The 16,430-nt window shown below is 76.5% G+C and carries 9 protein-coding genes; 2 read left to right on the plus strand and 7 right to left on the minus strand.

The genetic code is table 11. The annotated features are described in order from the left end of the window. Nucleotides 1-28 precede the first annotated feature (28 nt). The 6 genes from ABZZ17_RS24615 to ABZZ17_RS24640 all read right to left on the minus strand — a co-directional run bounded on the left by ABZZ17_RS24615 (nucleotide 29) and on the right by ABZZ17_RS24640 (nucleotide 14,652). Entirely contained in the window at nucleotides 29-2,086 is a 2,058-nt protein-coding gene (locus ABZZ17_RS24615; RefSeq protein WP_356878538.1) for a hypothetical protein, read from the minus strand. Next, nucleotides 2,083-5,775, minus strand: coding sequence for a DUF5682 family protein (locus ABZZ17_RS24620; RefSeq protein WP_356878540.1), 3,693 nt, complete (start codon nucleotides 5,773-5,775; stop codon nucleotides 2,083-2,085). The genes ABZZ17_RS24615 and ABZZ17_RS24620 overlap by 4 nt, the downstream gene beginning before the upstream one ends. Then, complete coding sequence (locus ABZZ17_RS24625) at nucleotides 5,772-6,926, minus strand: AAA family ATPase (protein ID WP_356878542.1); 1,155 nt, start codon at nucleotides 6,924-6,926, stop codon at nucleotides 5,772-5,774. Before ABZZ17_RS24625 ends, ABZZ17_RS24620 begins: the two co-directional genes overlap by 4 nt. Before the next feature lie 129 nt (nucleotides 6,927-7,055). Further along, nucleotides 7,056-12,008 (minus strand): DNA-binding protein, encoded by a 4,953-nt coding sequence (locus ABZZ17_RS24630; protein ID WP_356878544.1) that lies wholly within the window; start codon nucleotides 12,006-12,008, stop codon nucleotides 7,056-7,058. Then, a complete protein-coding gene (locus tag ABZZ17_RS24635) occupies nucleotides 12,005-12,859 on the minus strand; it encodes a DUF4132 domain-containing protein (RefSeq protein WP_356878546.1) in 855 nt (284 codons plus the stop codon). Before ABZZ17_RS24635 ends, ABZZ17_RS24630 begins: the two co-directional genes overlap by 4 nt. Before the next feature lie 284 nt (nucleotides 12,860-13,143). Then, a complete protein-coding gene (locus tag ABZZ17_RS24640) occupies nucleotides 13,144-14,652 on the minus strand; it encodes an MFS transporter (protein WP_356878548.1) in 1,509 nt (502 codons plus the stop codon). Nucleotides 14,653-14,799: 147 nt separating this feature from the next. Here ABZZ17_RS24640 and ABZZ17_RS24645 point away from each other — a divergent pair, with 147 nt between their 5' ends. Beyond that, nucleotides 14,800-15,246, plus strand: a complete 447-nt coding sequence (locus ABZZ17_RS24645; RefSeq protein WP_356878550.1) for a MarR family transcriptional regulator — start codon at nucleotides 14,800-14,802, stop codon at nucleotides 15,244-15,246. 69 nt (nucleotides 15,247-15,315) lie between these two features. Here ABZZ17_RS24645 and ABZZ17_RS24650 read toward each other — a convergent pair whose 3' ends face one another. Further along, on the minus strand, nucleotides 15,316-15,789 hold the full coding sequence (locus ABZZ17_RS24650) for a MarR family transcriptional regulator (RefSeq protein WP_356878552.1): 474 nt from the start codon (nucleotides 15,787-15,789) through the stop codon (nucleotides 15,316-15,318). 117 nt (nucleotides 15,790-15,906) lie between these two features. Between ABZZ17_RS24650 and ABZZ17_RS24655 the strand changes: the two genes are divergently transcribed. Next, nucleotides 15,907-16,317 (plus strand): organic hydroperoxide resistance protein, encoded by a 411-nt coding sequence (locus ABZZ17_RS24655; protein ID WP_356878554.1) that lies wholly within the window; start codon nucleotides 15,907-15,909, stop codon nucleotides 16,315-16,317. Nucleotides 16,318-16,430: the final 113 nt, after the last annotated feature.

The following is a 16,430-nucleotide window of genomic DNA, read 5'->3' on the forward strand; positions in this document are numbered from 1 at the left end:
CGCCACTGACAGGCGGCCGGCCATCCGGTCAGGTCCAGGAGGCGGCCACCAGGGAGCGGTGGGCGGCGGACAGGTGGGTGGATGCCGCCAGCCAGGCCCGGGCGTAGGCGTCGGCCGAGGCCTCGGTGAGGCGGCCGAAGGAGTTCCGGGGCCGCCGGTCCGCCTCCAGGACCAGGGCCCCGGCCAGGTCCGCCGCCGCGCCGAAGCCGGCCCGGCGCAGCGGCCCGTACGCGGACAGCGGCTCCGGGCCGCGGGCCGACTCGGCGACCGCGCGACGCCCGCCCGCGACGCCCGCCTCCAGGAGCCGGCGCACCCGCCACAGGGGCGAGTCGGCCAGCGGATCCGTGCCCGGTTCGCAGGAGCCGGCCGCCGTTCCGGGGGTCGCGCCCTCGGGGAAGTGGCTGCCCTGGAGCCGGTCGTAGCCGAGGTCGGCCCGGTCCAGCCACTCGGCCGGCAGCCGCAGCGTGTACTCCGCCCCCGGAACCGGACCCACGGCCAGCGGGCGCAGCGTCGCCGCCCGGTCCAGGTCCGGGCGGCCCAGGACCCGGACCGCCAGGCCCGGATACCCGGCGAGGCGGCGCAGGTTCGCGGTGTGCGCCAGCTCCGGATGCGGATGGGCCGGGCACAGCCGGAGCAGGGGCGCGTCTGCGCGTACCGTGCCGTCCGGCGACAGTTCCCGGACCAGCAGGTGATCTCCCGCCGCGCCGGCCACCTGCACGTCGCAGCCCAGCAGGGCCGCTTCGGAGTCCGGTGCCCCGTCCGCCTGCTGCGCGGCCAGCGCCTGCGCCGCCGGGCGGGCGAAGAGCGCCGCGAGGGGCTCCGCCGCCCAGGACAGACCCGGTACCGGCGTCGCCCGGACCCCGCGCCCCGCGCCGAGCCGCCCGTCGGCGGACACGGTCGCGCCGACGACGCGCAGGCCGCCCCGGGCGAGCCCGGCGTGGTCGAGGACGGCGCCGCCCAGGGCGACGGACGCGGCCCCCGCGCCCCGCGCGCGGGCGAGCCCGCCGGGCCGGACGTCCGACACCGAGTAGCGGGCGCCGTCCTCGCCCAGCAGGTGGGTCACCACGCCGCCGTAGCCGGTCGCGCTGAGCACGGGCTCCCGGCACAGGCCCTGCACGCGCAGGCTGCCCCCGGCCGCGTAGGCCCGGCGGCCGCCGCCGGTCACACCGGGGCCGCCGGTACCGGCGGCCAGCAGCGCGGCGACGCGGAGCAGTTCGGCGAAGGCCGCCGCGAGGTCGGTGAGCCGCTGCCCGGCACGGCGCTCCCGGGCCCCGCGCAGACCGCGCACCACGCGCAGCGCGGCGGCCTCGGCGTGCGGCAGCCCGGCCAGGCGGGCCGAGTGGGCGGCCCGCAGCAGTTCGGCCTGCACCACCGCGCCCCCGGCCGTGACCCCGGCGGCGAGGGCCTCGGCGGCGGCCGTCCACAGGGCCGCACCCGCCGCCAGCTGGGCGCGCGTGAGCGGCTCGGCCCCGTAAGCCGGTACGGCCGCCGCGCCGCCCGACGCCACGGACCCGGCCCCCGCCCCTCCGCCGCCGTCGTGAGCCCCGGCCGCTGCCCCGCCCCCGGCGCGGGATTCCGCATCTGACCGGGCGTCGGCCGCGGCACCGGCCCCGCCCCCGACGGGCACCCCCGCACCGGCCCCGCCTCCGTCGGCCGGCGCGGTCCCGGCCTCCGCCTCCGCGAGCCCCGGCCCGGGACCCGCCGCGCAGGTGTCCGGCAGCTCCGACGGGTCCGCCAGCGGGGCAGCGCCCAGGACGGCGGCCCGGTGCAGGCAGCGCGGCGCCAGCAGGCAGCCGCAGACGGCCTGCGCCGCCTCGGCGACCACTCCCGAGGGCCCCGGACGCAGCGTCACCACCGCGTCCTCGCCGAACCGTACGGTGACGCTCCCGTCGGCCCCGGCCACGGCCGCGGCGGCGCAGCCCTCGACGGCCGCGTCGAGCTTCTTGCGCAGCCGGGCGCTCAGACTCTCCACGGCCTCCGCGAGGACCTCGGGGGCGACGGGCGGCAACGGCCCCCCGCCGGGCGCCGGATCCGTCCCCGCGCCGTCCGGCCCGGCGGTGCTGGTGGTACTGGTGGTGCTGGTCAACGGGGCTCTCCACGGAGTCGGTCGCCCACCCAGCGGGCGAGGGCGAGGGGGCTGAGCGCGGCCACCGGCATCCCGGCCGCGACGAGCTGCCGGGCGACCGGAACCGAGTACCGGGGCGTGCCCGCGTCGTCGAGCGCGGCGCAGCCCAGCAGCTGGGCGCCCGAGGCGGCCAGGGCACGTACCTCGGCGAGCAGGCCGCCGACCGGGGCGCCCTCCTCGAAGTCGCTGACCACGACGACCAGCGTGCGGCTCGGCACCGTGATCAGCGAACGGGCGTGCGCGAGGCCCGCCGCGATGTGCGTCCCACCGCCGACCCGGACCTCCAGCAGCAGCGACAGCGGATCCTCGACGCGGTCGGTGAGGTCCACCACCTGCGTGGAGAAGGCCAGGAAGTGCGTCGAGAGGGTCGGCACCCCGCCCAGGACCGCGGCGGTCAGCGCCGACCAGATGACGGATGCCTCCATCGAGCCGGACACGTCGACGACCAGGATCAGCCGCCAGTCCGACTCGCGGGACGCCCGGGTGCTGAACACCGGACGCTCCGGAACCACCACCACCCGGCCGTCGTCGAGCCGGCGGGTGTGGGCGAGGTTCGCGCGCAGGGTGCGGGCCAGGTCGAGCGCCCCGCCCGGCCGGCGCGTCGGCCGGGGCGTCGACAGCCCGGAGAGCGTCGGCCGCAGCCGGGTCACCAGCTCCTTCGCCAGCTCGTCGACCAGCCGCCGCACCAGCGGCCGCAGCCGGGCCAGTTGCTGCTCGGGCATGCCGCCCGCCAGCGACAGCACCGACGTCAGCAGCTCCACGGAGGGACGTACGGACGCCGGGTCCAGCTGGGCCAGTACGTCGGTGCGCCCCGCACCGGCCGCGTCCGCCAGCACCTCCTCCCGCACGTCCGCGCCGAACAGGGACTCCAGCTCCTGCGACCACTCGCGGGCGGTGGGGAAGGAGGCGCCGTCGCCGCCGCCCCGACCGCCCCGGTCGAGGTCGGACGAGCCCTCGCCCTGCCCCGCGCCGTACAGCTCGTCGAGGGCGCGGGCGTAGCGGTGCGCACCGGCCGGGAGCCGGTCGCGCTGGCGGCCGAGCAGCAGCCGCCACCGGTCGGCCGGGGCCAGGCGCCGGTCCGCGGGCGGCGCGGCACGCGGGGAGTACGGCGCCCCCGTACCCGGCGGGACCTGGCCCGAAGGGGCGGGGAACGGGAGCTCCTTGAGCGCGGCGAGCCCGGCGGCGTCGGCCGCGGCCCAGAGGGCGAGCAGGGCGGGCGGCGCTTCGAGCGACAGGTCGACGCGCTCTCCCAGCCGCTCGGTCACCGTCTCCAGCAGCCGCTCGCGCGCGGCCGGGGCCAGCGCGTCGAAACCACCGCGCAGCGCGGGCAGCCGTTCCAGGAACGCCGCGTCGCCGAGCCCGTCCACCCGCTCCAGGAGCGGGGACAGCGCGGCGGGGGAGGCGTCCAGCAGCGGACCGGCGGCGCTGAGCAGACCGGCGAGCCGGCGGGCCAGCGCGCGCCGCCCGTCGGGGGTGGTCGCGCCGTCCACCCACGCGGCGGTGCGTTCGCCGAGCTCCGCCGCCGGATCGAGGTCCAGCAGGACGCGGACGGCCAGTGCCGCACCCCGCATCAACGGGGATGCGGTGGAAGCCAGTTCGGCCAGAGCGGCGTCCATGCGCAGGCCCAGCTGCCGGGCCGAGGCCCGGTCGGCGAGGGCCACCAGGGCTCCGGCGTCGGCGGGGTCGTCGCTGCCGGCGAGCCCCGGCAGGGAACGTACGGCGGTCTCCAGCAGGTCGGCGACGAGGGCGCCCGCGGTGTCGCGGGCCCCGGCGGAGGTGCCGGGCAGGTGACCGCGGCGCAGGGCCTCCAGCAGGTCGACGGCCTCCAGGAGTTCCGGCAGCCCGGCGGTGTCCGGCAGGACCGCCGCGGCCTCCTCCAGTCGTACGTCGACCAGTTCGGGCAGGTCGCAGCGCGCGGCCGCGGCCAGCCCGGTCAGGACCTGCGCCGCCGTCGGGCCGCCCGCAGCCGCCTCGCGGCGTGCGACGTCACGCAGCGTCCCGGCGGCCGCCTGGGCGGCGCTCACGCCGCGGACCCCCGCCAGGTCGAGGCGGGCCGGGACGGAAGGAGTCCAGGCCAGCCGCCACTTGCTCCCGAGGGCGGTGCCGTCCCCGGTCGCGGCGACGGTGACGGGCTCGCCGTAGGAGGCGCCGCACACCAGCAGGCGCTGGAGCAGGACCTCCCGGCGGCCGTCGAGCGCGGAGCGCAACGGGTCGAGGCGCACCTCGCGGGACGCGGGGTCCTCGGGCGACGGGAGCCGCAGTTCGGCCAGCTCCGCCTCCACGGACGGGCCGAGTCCCGAGCGGGGGGCGTGCGGGGTGGTGCGGCCGCGGCCCGCACCGACCAGCACCGCCTCCAGGGCGCGGGCCAGCGCCCGTCCCCGGCCCAGGGGTTCGCCCTGCCCGAGCACCGTGGACACGGCCTCCAGGAGTTCGCCCCGGCCGGGCGCGGGCAGCCCGCGCAGCACCGCCAGGTCGCAGGCGAGCCGCAGGGTCTCGGACGCCTCGCCGGTGCCGGCGGTGTGGCCGGCCCGGCGCAGCTCCCGGCACACGCCGGTGACGGCGACCGAGGCCGCCTCCCGGACCCGTACGGGGTCACCGCCCGCTTCGAGGACGGCCTGCTGCCACAGCGGATCCCGGATTCCGGCCGGGTACCCGGAACGGGCGTCGAGCAGGTCGAAGGAGTACGCCACGAAGGAGGTCACCACCCCCGCCGCGCCACCCTCCCCGGCCCCGACCGCCCCGGCCCCGACCGCCCCGGCCGCGGCCGTCGCGGTCCCGGGGGCGGACACCGGCGGGACACCGGTCGCACCCGTCGCGTCCGAGCCCGTCCGGGGTGCGGGAAGTGCCGCGCCCGGTCCGGTCGGGAGCAGGGCGGGGGCGTGGAACGCGCCGATCAGGGCGGCCACGCGCCGGCCGCCGGAACCCGCGGCGGCGATCACCCGCCGCATGTGGGCCTCGCGGGCCAGGTCCGTCGGCGGTACCGTCCCCGCGTCGGCGCGCAGCGCCCAGCCGACGCCGAGCGCGGCCCGGCGCACGGCTTCGGGGGAGCAGCCGGGGGCCAGTACCTCCACCGCCCGGTCCCAGAGGTCCTCGCCCTCCCGCCCGGTGCCCGCCGCCACGAGGGCGTCCGCGAAGACGCGGCCGGTGACCGGCCCCGGAGCGGGTGCCGAAGCGGGTGCCGGAGCGGGTTCCGACTCCGGCCCGGGCCGCCCCGGACCGGCCTGCCCCGCCTCCGCCCGCTCCTCGTCGGGCCCGGGGTCCGCCCCCGACCAGCCCGCGTCGGACAGCGGGAGGTCGCAGCAGACGACCTCCACGCCCCGGCCCCGGGCCCAGCGGATCGCCGCCAGTTCGGGGGAGAAGTCCGCGAAGGGGTAGAAGGCCAGCCGGCCCTCCCGTCCCAGGCCCGCCAGGGCGACCGGTGCCACGGTCTCCGGATCCGCCAGGTGCTCCAGCCAGGGCTGGAAGTCGGCCGGGAGCTCCACGCACAGCACCTGCGTCCCGGCGGCCTCCAGCAGTGCCGGAACCACCGCCGCCAGGGCGGGACTGTGGTGGCGTACGCCCAGCAGGTACGGCTCGCGCGAGGAGGCGAGCGCCTCCACCGCGGTCCGCGGGTCGGCCGCCGGGCCGGCCGTCGGGTCGGTGACCGTCAACGCAGGCTCCCGCGCAGGTCCCAGAGGCGGCGCCACATCGCCGAGCCGTCTTCGGCGCGGCGCCGGACGGGGCCGTCCCAGTACCCCAGCAGCCGCCCGTGGTCGGCGGGGTCGTCCTTGCGCACGACGCCCAGCAGGTGGCCCGGCAGCAGGTCCAGCGCGTCCCCGCCCGGCAGGTACGCGGCGGCCACCCCCAGCGAGGCCGCCACCTGCACCGCCTCGGCGGTGGACATGACCGTGCCGGGCCGCTCCACGTCCCAGCCCTCGGCCGAGCGGCCGGAACGCAGGTCCCGGAACACGGTGACGAGCGCGTCGAGCACGGAGTCGTCCACCCCGAAGGCCGCCCCGGCGCGCTGGACGGCGGCGACCGCCTGGCGCCGGATCAGCGTGGCCTCCGCGTCGGCGTCCGCGATCGGCGCGACCGTCTCGAAGTTGAAGCGGCGCTTGAGCGCGGCCGACATCTCCGACACGCCCCGGTCCCGCAGGTTGGCGGTCGCGATGACCGTGAAACCGGGAGCCGCCGAGACCAGCGCGTCCTCGGTGGCGGTCAGTTCGGGTACGGTGACCCGCCGGTCGGACAGGATCGACACCAGCGCGTCCTGCACCTCGGGCAGGCACCGGGTGATCTCCTCGACCCGGACCACCCGGCCGGTGCGCATCGCCGCGAGCACCGGGGAGTCCACCAGGGCCTGGGCAGTGGGTCCCTGCGCGAGGAGCAGGGCGTAGTTCCAGCCGTACCGGAAGGCGTCCTCGGTGGTGCCCGCCGTGCCCTGCACGGTCAGCGCGCTCGTGCCGCACACCGCGGCGGCCAGCAGCTCGGACAGCATCGACTTGGCGGTGCCCGGCTCACCGGTGAGCAGCAGCCCCCGCTCACCGGCCAGGGTGACCACGCACCGCTCCACCAGGGCGCGTTCGCCGACGAACTTCGGAGCGATCACCAGCTTCGACGGCAGCCCGGCCCGCCGCTTCGGCAGGGCCAGCTCGGCGCCCTCGCTGCCGCACACGAACGTCACGACGGCGCGCGGGGTCAGGGCCCAGCCCGGCGGCCGGGGCCCGGTGTCCTGCGCGGCGAGGAAGGCGAGTTCGGCGGCGTACCGCTCCTCGGCGGGCATGACCTGCCGGGAGGGAGCGGGCTGATCGGTGACGGTCATCAGGTCCTCTGCGTTCTCTGTGTTCTCTGTGTTCGCTGTGGTGCGGGAGTCGTACGAAGGAGGAGGTGCCGGGGGCTCCGGCCGGGGCCGCGCCCCGGCCGGAGCCCCCGTGCGGGCGGGGCGTCGGGGTCAGCGGCGGCGGGCGGCCGTGCGCTTGACCTTCAGTTCCTCGAAGCGCGGGACGTCGCCCCCGCGGATCCGCGCCCAGGCCCGCCGGTACAGGTCGGCGGCCGGTTCGGCCGGCACCAGCAGGCCCAGCACCGCGACGCCGTTCGGCGCGGCCGTGTACATCGGCAGCTTCCAGGTCTCCACCGGCAGGGCCGGGGAGTTCATGTCGGACCAGCCGCCGGGCAGGAACAGGGAGCGTCCCGCCCGGCTGCGGCCGGCCGACACGACCAGGTCGGTGGCGGCCAGTTCGGCGCGGGCCGCCTTCAGCCGGGCCGGCTTCCAGCCCGTCCAGCGGGCCGTGTTGCGGTCCGTCGGGTCGGGCATCGCCAGCAGCGCCAGGTAGAGGGCGGCGGCGTCGGCGCCCAGCCCGTACGCCTCTTCCACTTCCGCCACCAGCTCGGGCACCGACCGGCTCGGGTCCTGCGGCCACCAGGTGCCGTCCTTGTCGGGGGCCCCGGCCGCCGGCGCCCCCGGGTCGGCCAGCAGCGCGGCGAAGCGCGGGTCGTGGGCCAGGCGAAGTGCCGTTTCCGCGCCCGAGGGCTGCTGCTCGGGGCCGCGCAGCAGCGGCAGGTACGGGTCGGACCCGGTCGAGTCCAGCAGCGCCGGGCGCAGCCCGGGCCGGGGCGTGTCGTCAGCGGTGGGCAGGACCACCGCGCCGTACCGTTCGTACCCCTCGGCGGTCTCCGTCGGCGTACCCGCCGCCTTGCGGAAGTCGGCCAGCCGGATGTAGTGGCCGATGCTCAGCAGCAGTTCGGGTGCGGCGAGCCGCTGCCGTACGGCGGTGAGTGCGGGCGGCAGGCAGGCCCGCAGGGGATCGCCCGCGGGCAGCCGGTGCGCCAGCCACGCCGTCAGCGCCACCGACCCCGAAAGGACGGCCGTGTCGAACGGGGCGGCCGTCGGCACGGCCGGCGTCACGTGGTCCTGCCGGACGGTCCACGGCACGTCGGTCGACAGCACCGGAGCGGAGGCCGGGTCGAGCAGCGCGGGCAGCGCGCGGTGCGCGGCCCAGGCGCTGCGCACGTCCTTGCCCGCCTCGGTGAGCAGCCAGTCCGGTACCGGTGTACGACGGCCGACGCGCCGGTTCCACACCTGCGCGGCGGCCACCGCGTCCGGCCCCTCGGTCCACAGCAGGGCCGGGTCGGCCGGCAGCAGCGCCGCGACCAGCTCCCGCCGCACGTCGAAGGCGAGTTCCTTGAGGTCGTCGCGGGCGTGCGCGGCGGCGGTGGCCTTCACCCCGAGGGCGGTGCGCAGCTCGGCCGGGAGGAAACCGCGTTCCCACGTGTCGAGGTGCGGCAGTCCGGCGAGCACCAGGGCGGCCATCGTGGAGGAGACTCCGGTCAGCCGGGAGAACTCCTCGGCGGCCCCGGGGAACCAGGGGGCCGCGCCCCGGGCGGCGGCCTCCCGCAGGAACGCGGTCAGCCAGCCGCCTTCCCGGGCGGGGTCGCCGGGGACCGTGGCGTTCCCGATGCCGGTGTACGGCGCGGGCAGGGTGAACGCGCCGCTCGGGTCGTGCAGCAGCGCGGAGAACTCGCGCCCGCCGGGCCGGCCGTCGATCGACTCGGCCATGCCGAGCGCGCCACCGCCGCCGAGCGGCAGGACGCTGCGGTGCCGTCCGCCCCGGCCGCGCTCGCGGCCGTCCTGCCCGAGGAGGTGGCCCTCCTCGATCCGGACGTGGATCCGGCGCCACCGGGCCCCGGCCTGCCGCGCCGAGCCCAGGCCGACGGCGTCGACCTCGGCCAGCAGCGCGCACAGCGCCGCCCGGTGCTCGTCGGTGCTGCCGGTGACGACCGCCCGGTAGGCGGCCGCGGCGGGCTGCTCCAGGAACGGGCCGATCCACGGGAACGCGCAGTAGGCGACCCCGGGCACGTCGACGTGCAGCCGCCCGGGGACGGTCTGCGCCCCGGTGTCGGCGGCGGCCGCGGCGAGCTTCCGCAGGAACCGGTAGGCGGTGTCGGAGTCCCCGCCGTAGCGGTAGTGCCCCGCGCCGACGAGTCCGTCCAGGCCGGCGTCGAGGAGGTTGTCGACGGGACCGCGCTCCTCCTGGGGCCGGGTCTGCCGGGGGTCCGCCGGCTTCAGTGCGGCCGCCACCCGGTCCAGGGCGCGGCGCTGGTTCAGCGCGGCGCGCACCTGGTCGACGACGCCGCCGATCAGTGCGGGGTCGGTGATCTGCGGCAGGGCGGCGGTGACGAGCGCGGCCGCGTCGTCGTTCTTCGCGGCCTCGGCGGCGGCCTTCAGGAGACCGGCCGCGGTCTCCCGGTCGGTCGCGCGCAGCGCGGCCGAGCCCTCGGGGTCCCGGGCGCGCAGGGAGTTCCAGTAAGGGAGCGGAGGAAGGTTCACGCGGCGGGTGGAGTAGGTCCCGTTGTGGTGGTCGCCGCCGGCCTCGGCGGTGACGACGCCCTCGGGGTCGACGAGGGACAGCGTCCGCCAGTCGGCGGTCAGGGCGCGCGGCCGCTCGTCTCCGGGGAAGCCGAGCGCGTGCCGCGGGGCGTACTGGCCCTCGGGCACGACGACGGAGCGTCCGGCGTTGTCGGAGCCGTGCCAGCCCTGGCCGGGGACGCGTACGGCGCGCCAGCCGAGCAGTCCGTCCACGGGCGTGCCCAGGACGGAGTGCTCGACGGTGGGAGCCGGCCGCAGCCAGTTCTGGCCGATGTTGTCGGGCAGGGTGCTGCCGGTGGGGTGCCCGTGCAGGGCGTCGGCGAGGAAGCCGGGTGCGGAACGCCGGCCGGTGAGGCCGGTGGCGGGGTCGTACTCGGCCCAGCCCGGCTCGGCGGGCTGCTGGCCGTGCTCCCAGACCCAGTACGAGGTGCCGTCCGAGATGACCGCCCGCTCGGTGGGCAGCCGGGTGTCCCCGGGGTGCAGGACGTCTCCGCCGGTGGCGCGGCCGCCGCCCGGCAGTTGCAGCGTGACGTTGTCGGTGCGGGGGCTCCAGTAGGTGGCGGGGGAGTCCAGGGTGAGCACGTCGCCCGGGGCGCTGAGCCAGTAGCCCTGGACGGGACCGTTGTAGCTGGCCCAGAAGACCAGCAGGTCGCCGTCGACGTAGTGGAAGCCGGTGCTGTGGTGGTTCCCGGAGGGCAGCCGCAGATCGTGCGTCAGCACGGTCGACTCGGCGTCGATGACCCTGACCTGGGCGGAGTTGGCCACGATGAGGTACGGCCAGGCGTCCATGACGGTGAGCCGGTGGCGGTCGTTGCCGGGCGTGAGCGCGGTGACGGCCTCCTCCCAGGAGGGCCAGCCGAGTTCTTCGAAGAGGCCGCCGCGCAGGGTGCGGGCCAGGATCTCCCCCAGGTCGGTGGCGGCCGCGCGGGCCACTTCCTCCGGGGCCAGGGTGAGCGCCTCGGCGGGCAGCCAGGTCAGGCGCTGGATCGCCGCGGGCAGGTGGGGCAGCCCCGTGGCCGTGGACGCGGCGGCGACGCCGCGGACCCACTCGGCGACCAGGGGGGCGCTGCCCTCGGTCCGCGCGAGCAGTGCGACGGCCGACCGGCGGCTCGACATGTGGTGGCCGTTGAAGCCGTCGAGGGTGCGGAAGAAGGCCGGGCGCAGCCGTTCGTCGGCGCACAGGGCCCGCAGGTCCCTGCGTTCGGGCGTGAGGGCCCACTGCTCCAGGCCGAGGCGGGCGTGGCCGCCGGAGCCGGAGTCGTCGGCGGAGACGGCGACGGGTACGTCCAGGGAGAGCAGCAGGTCGAGGAGGTCCACGTCCTGGAGGTCGATCCGCAGGCCCTCCTCCCGTTCGGGGGAGTCGAGTTCGGCGCGCAGCCGGTCGGCGCAGCGGGCCACGAGGGTCAGCAGCGGCGGCAGGGCGGGCGGGGTGCCCCAGCCGCTGTACCGGGCGGTGTGGAAGCGCTCCAGCCAGCCGGCGGCGCCGTCGGCGCAGCGTTCCGCGGCGGGCAGGGAGTCGTCGGCGAGTCCGGCGGTGGCGCCCGACTCCTCCAGCACCTCCAGCCACAGCGCGGCCAGTTCACCGGCGTCGCCGCCGCCGGTCGGCGCCAGTCCCAGCAGGGTGCCCCGTACGGACGGCACGCGCTGGGCCAGCGCGACCAGGGAGGCGCGGTGGGACTTCCACCAGCCGGTCGCGGCGCGCAGGGTGGCGGGCAGCGGCAGCAGCTCCGCCAGGTACTCCTGCTCGGGCTCACCGCCCTTCAGCCCGGCCGCGCGGGCGAGCCGCCGCAGCTCGACGGAGGCCTGGGCCGACGGCGGGAGGCCGCCCGCGGTGCGGCGCACGCACAGCCGCCGGAAGCGCTCGAAGGCCTCGGCGGGGGTGACCCGCAGCGCCAGTTCCTTGCCGTAGGAGGTGAGCACCTTCACGGGGAGGGCTCCGGCCAGGGCGAACTCGAGGAAGACGGCGTCCAGGCGGTCCTCGTCGACGGACAGTCCGAACTGGGCCTCGCTGGTGCGGGCCTTGCCGAACAGCTGAGCCGCGTAGGTGGTGTTCTCGACGGCGAGGAAGGTCCGGGCGGCCTGCTCGTAGAAGACGGGCAGGAAGTGCGGGACGGCCGCGGCGAGCCGGCCGGCCAGCTCGTGGCAGGCGTCGAGGGCGGCCTTGGGCTTGGACTTCGCCTGCCGGGCCAGCCGGTCCAGTTCGGGGACGACGGCCAGCGCGTGGTGTCCGTCCTCGGGGTGGTGCACGAGGACCCACTCGGGGAACCCGAGTGCCTGGCGTCGGCCCAGACCGACGACGGGCGGTTCGCCGTCCTCGGGTACGAGTCCCAGGAATCCGGCGGCCAGGTCCTCGGCGGCTCCCAGTTCGGCCGCGGCGAGCCGGACGACGACGCGCTCGTCACCGAGTGCCGGGTGACGGTACGTCCGCGCGGTCAGGGGCACGGCGGAGGGGCCCGCGCCCGTCGCGTCGGCGGGCAGTACGGCGCCCGCCTGGAGCAGCTCGGCGGTGCCGGTGCCGTTGATGGTGGTGGTGTTCACGCGTCCCCGCCCTCTTCGATCTTGCGCCCGGCGTAGAGCGCCGCGGCCATCCTCATGCCCTCGGACCAGGCCACCGGTCCGACCTCTTCGAGCCGTACCGACCGGCCCTCCCCGTCGTGCCAGTTCAGTGCGCCGGTGGCCGACTCGCTGTCCCAGTACGGTTCTCCGATCCACACGGCCGCCTCCACGGCGCGGCCCGTGTCGCGGACCTTGCAGGTGGAGTAGCCGCCGGTGACGCCGTAGCCGAGCGCGGTGGCGCGGGCGGCGAGGCTGAACCGCGACGGGAACACCCCGCCCGCGTAGTCCCGTACCTCGGTCGCCGTCGCGGTGACCGAGGCGGGCTTGGCCCAGGTCGCGCGGTGGATCTGCTCGACCTTCTGCGTGATGCCCAGCTCGGCCGCGAAGTCCCTTACGTCGTCCAGGTCGGGCAGCAACACCGGGTGCGGCAGGGTCACCGTCCGCGGCGACAGGCGTACGGTCTCCCCGTCGAGGTTGACCACCTTCAGCTCGCCCGCGGCGGTCGCGTCGCGCAGGAAGCCGACCTCGTCCGGGTCGTCCCCGACGATCGCCAGGTCGCGCAGCGCCGCCTGCCAGGCCTCGTCGGGCCACACCCGGGCCAGGAGCGCGGTCGGCACGGGCAGCGAGGACACCATCCACGCGTCCACCTGGGCGGCGCAGGCCGCCTCGTGCCGGTCGAGCCACTCGGCGAGCCGGCGCAGCCGGTCCACCTCGGGGTGGTCGCGCAGCGCCTTGGGGAGCGCCTTCAACTGCCGCCCCGCGGGCCGCCGCGCGGTGACCCGCCCTTCCACGAGGGCGACCTCGTAGCCCTCGTCCACTGCCAGCCAAGCCATCAGAACGTGCCCCTCCGCCTGTCCGAATCCGTTTTCGCGCAGCCCTCATGACGGCGCCAACGCCTCTGAGCTGCGGTATGCGGGGAGACTAGCGAGCCCCACTGACAGCGCCGTGTTCCGGGTCGGGGCGGGCGGCCGCGGGTGGCCCGCGGACAACGTGGAGGGTCGCGCGGGCACTTGCCCGGACCGGGCGGGGCGGGTCCGCGGCCCCGTACGCACACGACGCCGCCCCCGGTCGGGTGACCGGGGGCGGCGTCGTAGGGCGTTGTGCGTGGGGGCGGGGCTCAGACGGTCTCGGCCGGCTGGACCGTCTTGACGGGTGCGGCGGACGGGGCGCCGGCGGAGGCGGCGCTGACGCGCGGGCCGTGTCCGCCGCGCAGGCCGAGCCAGCTGATGAGGGCGACCAGCGCGAACGCGACGGCCCCGATGCCGAAGGTGAGGGTGAACCCGGATTCGGCCGGCAGGGCGGGGACGCCCGCCGGGAGGTGCTCGATCGTCTTCGAGGCGAGGATCGTGGTGACGATGGCGCTGCCGATCGCGCTGCCGGTGGAGCGGGAGATGGAGTTGATGCCGTTGGCGATGCCGCTCTGGTGGTGCGGAACGCTCGCCATGATCACGGCGGGCATGGCCGCGTAGCCGAAGCTGACGGCCGCGCCGACGACGAGACCGGCACCGATCACCGACACGGTGTGGCCGTGGTCCAGGGCGAGCCAGCCGAAGCCGGCCGCGCCGAGGGCGGCGGCGAGGCCGAGCGCGACGCGGGGCCCGCGGTGGCGCACCAGCTGGCCGCCGATGGGGGAGGCCAGCAGCGACACGATGGCGCCGGGCAGCAGGAACTGGACCGAGGCGCGCAGGATCGAGGCGTCGAAGCCGTACCCGGTGAGCGCCTTCGGCATCTGGACGAGGTAGGAGACGCCCAGGAAGTTCGCGAACATCCCGAAGCCGACGAGGACACCGGCCAGGTTGGCCATGAGCACCGGACGGTGCACGAACATCCGCATGTCCACGAGGGGCTCGCGCACCTTGAGCTCGGTCAGCACCCAGACGGCCGTCATCACGGCGGCGCCGGCGAAGCTGCCCAGGGTGCGGCCGGAGGACCAGCCCCACTCGTGGCCCTGCGAGATGGGCAGCAGGAGCAGCAGCAGGGCGAGACCCAGGGTCAGCGCGCCGAGGAAGTCGGTGCGGCCGCCCGTCTTGTGGCGGGTGGCGGGGACGAGGAAGACGACGGCGAGCAGGGCGAGCGTCGCGAAGCCGGTCGCCATCCAGAAGGCGTTGCGGTAGTCGGCGTCGGCGCCCGAGGTGAGCAGGCCGGTGGCGACGAGCGCCAGACCGGAGCCGAACGCGAGCGTGCCGCTGACCAGGGCCATGGCGCCGGGCAGCTTCTGCGGCCGGACCTCCTCCCGGAGCACCGACAGGGCCAGCGGGAAGATCGCGGTCGCGGCGCCCTGGAGGACGCGGCCCAGGATCAGGAGCGGCAGCGAGGTCGCCAGGGCGGCCACGACGGATCCCGCGACCATGACACCGAGGACGGCCACCAGGGTGGGCTTCTTGCCGTGCTGGTCGCCGAAGCGGCCGAGCAGCGGGGTGAAGACGGCGGCGGAGAGCAGGGTGGCGGTGGTCACCCAGCTGACGTTGGCGGTCGAGGTGCCGAGGTCGTTGCGGATCAGGCCCAGGATCGGAACGGGCAGGGTCTGCATCATCGACACGACCATGGCGGCCAGGCTCAGGGCGAAGACGATGACCGTCTCGTTCCTGTTCCTCGCTTCGGCGGGGGCGGATGCGGCGGAGCTCATGAGGGGGAGGACCTTCTTCGGCGCTTCAGTGCTTCAGGACGGAGATGTTTGATGTCATCAAGTACTTCGTCGAAGGTAGGCGCAGATAGTTGAGGAGGTCAAGTAAACAATTGATAATGTCAAGCATCCTGGGTACCCTCCGGAGGCATGAGCGCCACCGCCCCGACCCAGCACACCAAGCTCCAGCTGCTGGAGCTGCTCGCCGCAATCGGCACCGCCCAGTGGCGGGACTTCGCGGCCGCGGCCGCGCGCTACGGGCTCACGTCCACGCAGGCCAGGGTCCTGGCCCAGCTGGAGGGCCCGGTACCCATGCGTGGGCTCGCCGCGCTGCTGGTGTGCGACGCCTCGAACGTCACCGGCATCGTCGACCGGCTGGAGGCGCGCGACCTGGTGCGGCGCGAGCCCTCCCCGGCGGACCGGCGCGTGAAGAACGTCATCGCGACCGACGCCGGCCGGGACGTCATCCGGCGGGTGCGCGAGGAGATGCAGGCCACGCACGGCGCCCTCGACGCGCTGGACGAGGCGGAGAGCGCGACGCTGTACGCCCTGCTGGAGCGCCTGCGCCCCACGATGGAGCGCGACTCCGGCGTCTGAGGGATCAGCCCCGCGGGTACCGGACGTCCCGTACCGGGGCCCTGCGTCCCCGGGCGGTGTCCCTGGGGCTCAGTCCTGGGGTGCGGCGGCGTCGAGCGCGGCCGTCAGGCGGCCCAGGCGCGTCTGGAGGTCGCGGATCTCGGCCAGGTCGAAGCCCGTGGCCGCGGCGATCCGGCGCGGCACCTCCACGGCCCGTTCCCGCAGCGCGGCGCCCTCCTCCGTGAGCACCGCGTGCACGGACCGCTCGTCCTCGACGCTGCGCTCGCGCCGGATCAGGCCGGCCGCCTCCAGCCGCTTGAGCAGGGGCGAGAGGGTGCCCGAGTCGAGGCGCAGGTGCTGTCCGAGCTGCTTGACCGGCATCGTGCCGTGCTCCCAGAGCACCAGCATCACCAGGTACTGGGGGTAGGTCAGGCCCAGATCCTTCAGGACGACCCGGTAGAGGCCGCCGAAGGCGCGGCTGGCGGCGTTGAGCGCGAAGCAGATCTGCCCGTCCAGGCGGAGGAAGTCCTGGTCGCGGAGGGTGTCGGCGGGCTGCTCGGTCATGGGGTCCAGTGTACCGGAGCCTCCTTGCGAGCCATTTAGTTGTACACAATTTAATTGTGTGCCATGGTTGTGGACATGGGCCGGCCGCCGGCCCCACCCCCTGTGAAAGGACCTCCGATGAACGCGCTGTACACCGCCGTCGCCACCGCCAACGGCCGCGAGGGCCGCGCCGTCAGCTCCGACGGCCAGATCGACCTCGCGCTCGCCATGCCCCCGGCGCTCGGCGGCAACGGCCAGGGCACCAACCCCGAGCAGCTCTTCGCCGCCGGTTACGCCGCCTGCTTCGCCAGCGCCCTCGGCCTGGTCGGCCGCCAGGCGAAGGTCGACACCAGCGACGTGTCCGTCACGGCGGAAACCTCCATCGGCCAGGACGACAGCGGCTTCGCGCTGGCCGTCACCCTGCGCATCGAGCTCCCCGAGTCCCTGGCCGGCGAGACCGGCACCCTGCTGGTCAAGCAGGCGCACGAGGTCTGCCCCTACTCCAAGGCCACCCGGGGCAACATCCCCGTCGAGCTCGTCATCGAGTAGTCACCCGGGCTGCTGCCCCGCCCCCCGCGCGCCCCCGCAACCGGGCGCCCCGCGGGCGGGGGGGGGGGGACGGGCAACAAAACCAGGGGGCCACACACCGCCAGAAACTAATA

It is taken from the genome of Streptomyces sp. NPDC006512, assembly GCF_040611935.1.
GTDB lineage: Bacteria > Actinomycetota > Actinomycetes > Streptomycetales > Streptomycetaceae > Streptomyces.